Source organism: Phaeobacter sp. CAU 1743, from assembly GCF_039839315.1.
Taxonomy (GTDB): Bacteria; Pseudomonadota; Alphaproteobacteria; order Rhodobacterales; family Rhodobacteraceae; genus Phycobacter; species Phycobacter gallaeciensis_A.
The window spans coordinates 1-3,614 of the sequence record NZ_JBDOQR010000148.1 but is presented as its reverse complement, the minus strand read 5'-3'; the positions used below and the strand labels follow the sequence as shown (position 1 = coordinate 3,614).

At 61.5% G+C, this 3,614-nt stretch carries 4 protein-coding genes and 3 pseudogenes; 4 read left to right on the top strand and 3 right to left on the bottom strand.

What is annotated here, in order from left to right:
• Positions 1-113: 113 nt before the first annotated feature.
• Positions 114-404, bottom strand: a complete 291-nt coding sequence (locus AAFO90_RS24305; RefSeq protein WP_347511115.1) for a hypothetical protein — start codon at positions 402-404, stop codon at positions 114-116.
• 87 nt (positions 405-491) lie between these two features.
• Here AAFO90_RS24305 and AAFO90_RS24300 point away from each other — a divergent pair.
• The 4 genes and pseudogenes from AAFO90_RS24300 to AAFO90_RS24285 all read left to right on the top strand — a co-directional run.
• Positions 492-641 (top strand): annotated as a pseudogene (locus tag AAFO90_RS24300) (IS110 family transposase); the annotation flags it as partial.
• An 86-nt stretch (positions 642-727) separates the two neighbouring features.
• Positions 728-1,138 (top strand): transposase, encoded by a 411-nt coding sequence (locus AAFO90_RS24295; RefSeq protein ID WP_347511114.1) that lies wholly within the window; start codon positions 728-730, stop codon positions 1,136-1,138.
• Complete coding sequence (gene tnpB, locus AAFO90_RS24290; RefSeq protein WP_347511113.1) at positions 1,132-1,485, top strand: IS66 family insertion sequence element accessory protein TnpB; 354 nt, start codon at positions 1,132-1,134, stop codon at positions 1,483-1,485. Before AAFO90_RS24295 ends, tnpB begins: the two co-directional genes overlap by 7 nt.
• A gap of 54 nt (positions 1,486-1,539) precedes the next feature.
• Positions 1,540-3,090 carry an IS66 family transposase gene (locus tag AAFO90_RS24285; RefSeq protein ID WP_347511112.1) on the top strand — a complete coding sequence of 517 codons (1,551 nt, stop codon included), beginning with the start codon at positions 1,540-1,542 and terminating at the stop codon, positions 3,088-3,090.
• Between the two features lie 27 nt (positions 3,091-3,117).
• Here AAFO90_RS24285 and AAFO90_RS24280 read toward each other — a convergent pair.
• Positions 3,118-3,336, bottom strand: a pseudogene (locus AAFO90_RS24280) (IS110 family transposase); the annotation flags it as partial.
• Positions 3,337-3,509: 173 nt separating this feature from the next.
• Positions 3,510-3,614, bottom strand: a pseudogene (locus tag AAFO90_RS24275) (IS5/IS1182 family transposase); the annotation flags it as partial.

Below are 3,614 nucleotides of genomic sequence, written 5' to 3'. Positions count from 1 at the left end.
TCGGCCAAACCGCCGCTCAGGCGGCCAAGACGGGGCGAAAATCGCTGGAAATGACGCCTCAACCGCCCCAAACTGCCCTCAAGCGGCAACATCGGCGCAGCCGAAGACGTTGTTCAGACGTTCCTCAGATTCTTTTCACACCATCCTTTGCCAGGAAGGTCAAAGTCTTCACCAACACGAACTTCCAGGTTGCAAGCCTTAATTTTGTGTTCGAATATTTCTAGCGGAGTCGAAGGTGACGGTTTCTCATTTTCGCCCAGATTTTTGTTTGCAGAATCTTTTTTCATGACGAGCCGTTTGAAACGCATCATATCACTATATGAACTGGCTGTTTCAGCGACTTCTCTCATTGCCGCGATTTCTTTTTCCGAGCTTTGTTTGTTGGATTTATTTTCGTTCGTCATGTGGCCTGGCTCTGATGATGTGACCGCCCCCCCGACGGCATCAGTGTGCCAAGGTGGGTCTGCGATGATCCACAAAGGAGGACGGTCATGTCGGAGATTATCACGGTCGGGCTCGACCTGGCGAAGAATGTGTTTCAGGTCCACGGGGCAGATGCAGCGGGGCAGCCTGTTCTGCGCAAGAAGCTGCGGAGGGATCAGGTGCTGGCCTTCTTCAGTGAGTTGCAGCCCTGTGTTGTCGGTAAGCGGTGTCCCGGCGTCACGTTGTAGTGCCCATTCGGTGCTGCGAGATTTTGCCCATCACATGATTGGGAGTGCGTTTCGCAATGTGCGCTACAAATTCGTTTCTCAAATCGTTAGGCGTCGAGATTTACGCGTCGGGTCACCGGCGGTGGCCGGATGAAGCCAAGGCTCAGGCGGTGGCGGATACGCTCGAGCCGGGCGCGACGGTAAATGGCGTGGCGGCACGGTATGGCGTCTTGCCGAACCAGCTGTCGGCCTGGCGCCGGTTAGCGAAACAGGGGAGGCTGGTATTGCCTGCGGCAGAGGTTGATGAGCCAGTCTTCGCCCCACTGGTGGTCTGCGATGTGCCCGAGGCGCCGCCGGGACTGGGCCTTGCGGCATCGGAAGAGGTGATCCGGATCGTTTCGGGCGCAGTCAGGATCGAGCTGGCATCCGGCACGCCCGCAGGCCGTATCGCCGAGATCGTCCAGGCGCTCGGGGCCTTGCCATGCTGATGCCCTCGCAGGGTGTGCGGATCCTGGTGGCGACGAAGCCGGTGGACTTCCGCAAAGGCCATGACGGTCTGGCGGCGCTCGTGCAGTCAGCGCTGGCCGAGGACCCGTTCACCGGGACGGTCTTCATCTTCCGGGCAAAGCGGGCCGACCGGATGAAGATCCTGTTCTGGGACGGTAGTGGTCTGGTCATGGCTTACAAGCGCCTCGAGGAGAGCACGTTCACCTGGCCCGCCATCCGGGATGGCGCGATGATGCTGAACCGCGCGCAATTCGAGGCGCTGTTCGCCGGGCTGGATTGGCGGCGGGTGCGGTCTCTGGAGGCGCGCCGCCCTGCTGCGGCAGAGTGACTCGGACTATAGAAAGCCTGGGCCCAGAGGAACAGATCAGGGTATGTTCCGGCCATGTTCCGCGCGCCGCCTATAGATCTCTCCGCCATCCCCGAAGACCAGCGTGATGCTGTTCTTGCGGTGCTGCGCGAGCGAGATGCGCTCAGGGAGGCCAACAAACGCCTGGAGCACCTCGTCGCCGAGCTGAACCAGGCCGTGCATGGCAAGCGGTCGGAAAAGCTGAGCGAAGACGAACGGCAGCTGGCCTTCGAGGATCTCGAGACCGCAGTGGCCGAGATGGAGACGCATCAGGACGCGCAGACGGCCACCGGCCCAACGCCGCGCAGGGCAGCCCGCCGTAACAGAGGCAATCTGCCCAAGGATCTGCCGCGGATCGAGGAGGTGATCGAGCCGGCCAGCCTGGACTGCCCATGCGGGTGCGGGGCAATGCACCGGATCGGCGAGGACCGCACCGAGCGGCTGGATATTATCCCGGCACAGCTGCGTGTCATCGTGACGATCCGGCCCAGGTATGCCTGCCGCGCCTGCGCCGAAGGTGTCACCCAGGCACCGGCCCCTGCCCATCTGATCGAGGGCGGGCTGCCGACCGAGGGCGCCATCGCGCATGTCCTCGTGGCCAAGTTCTCGGATCACCTGCCGTTATACCGCCAGAGCCAGATCCTGGCCCGCTCCGGGATCGACATTCACCGCAGCACGCTGGCGGACTGGGTGGGGACGGCCGCCTTCCACCTCGGTCCCGTGGTGGACCGGCTGGCCGAGCACCTGAAGGGATCGTCCAAACTGTTCATGGATGAAACCACGGCGCCGGTTCTGGACCCGGGGCGCGGCCGGACAAAGACCGGGTATCTCTGGGCGCTGGCCCGGGACGACCGGGGATGGGGCGGCGATGACCCGCCAGGCGTGGTCTTTACCTATGCCCCGGGCCGTGCCGGACAGAACGCGGAACAGATCCTGCACGGCTTCGACGGCACCCTGCAACTGGATGGCTATACCGGCTACAACCGGCTGACGCGCCCCTCGCGGAAAGGTGGCGCGCCGATCACGGTCGCACATTGTTGGGCCCATGCGCGTCGCAAACTGAAGGAGGTCTTCGACCGCGACGGTTCGGAAATCGCCGCCGAGGGCCTGCGCCGCATCGCCGAGTTCTATCACATCGAGGCCGAGATCCGCGGCATGGGGCCCGGCCAGCGGCTGTCAGCCCGGCAGGCCCGCACCGCACCCCTCGTGGCCGAGTTCGGAGAATGGCTGCAAAGCCAGCGCTGCCGGATCTCCTCAAAGTCGCGCCTCGGAGAGAAGCTGACCTACATTCATCGTCAATGGGACGGGCTGCGGACCTTCCTCCACGACGGCCGGGTCGAGATCGATTCCAATGCTGTCGAAAACCTGATCCGCCCAATTGCCCTGACGAGAAAGAACGCACTTTTTGCAGGCCACGACGAAGGCGGACGCGCCTGGGGGCGCATTGCTTCGCTCATCGCCACGGCGAAAATTAACGGGGTTGAGCCCTTCGCCTACCTCAAGGCCACCCTCGAAGCCATCGCGACCGGTCATCCAGCCAGCCGGATCGACCACCTCCTTCCCTGGAACTTCCAGCCGTCAAGCTGAAACCCCAGTGCCTTCCAGACACCGCTTACGCACGTCATGCCCAAGCTTTTCAAATTCACGGCCCCAGCCGTGCGCCGTGGCGCAGGCTTCCATGGCAACTATGCATCTCGGGTGTTGGGCAAAGAATGCAAGCAACTGAAGCCGTGAAAGCTTTTTGCGGAAGGCGACGGATCCATCAACGCGCGCGCCGTGCAGATGAAAAACGCGCTTTGCAAGATCGATCCCGATGATGGTAACTTCGGACATGGATGCTCTCTCCTTCTGTGATGTCTTCAACAAACATCACCTTGGCACATTGTGATGCCGTCGGGAGGGGGCATCCATGCCATCAACAAAGCCCATTCGATGCATCAGGTTGATTAGTGGCAGATGTGATTTACGAGTATGATGACTCTACTCATGTTAGGGTCTGTGGACATTCATCGTGAGGCGATGATGGCAGCCGCGAGATGCCAATTGGCGGCGTAGCTGGACGTTGTCTTTTCGTAGCGGGTCGCTATGGCTCTGAATTCCTTGATCTTTGC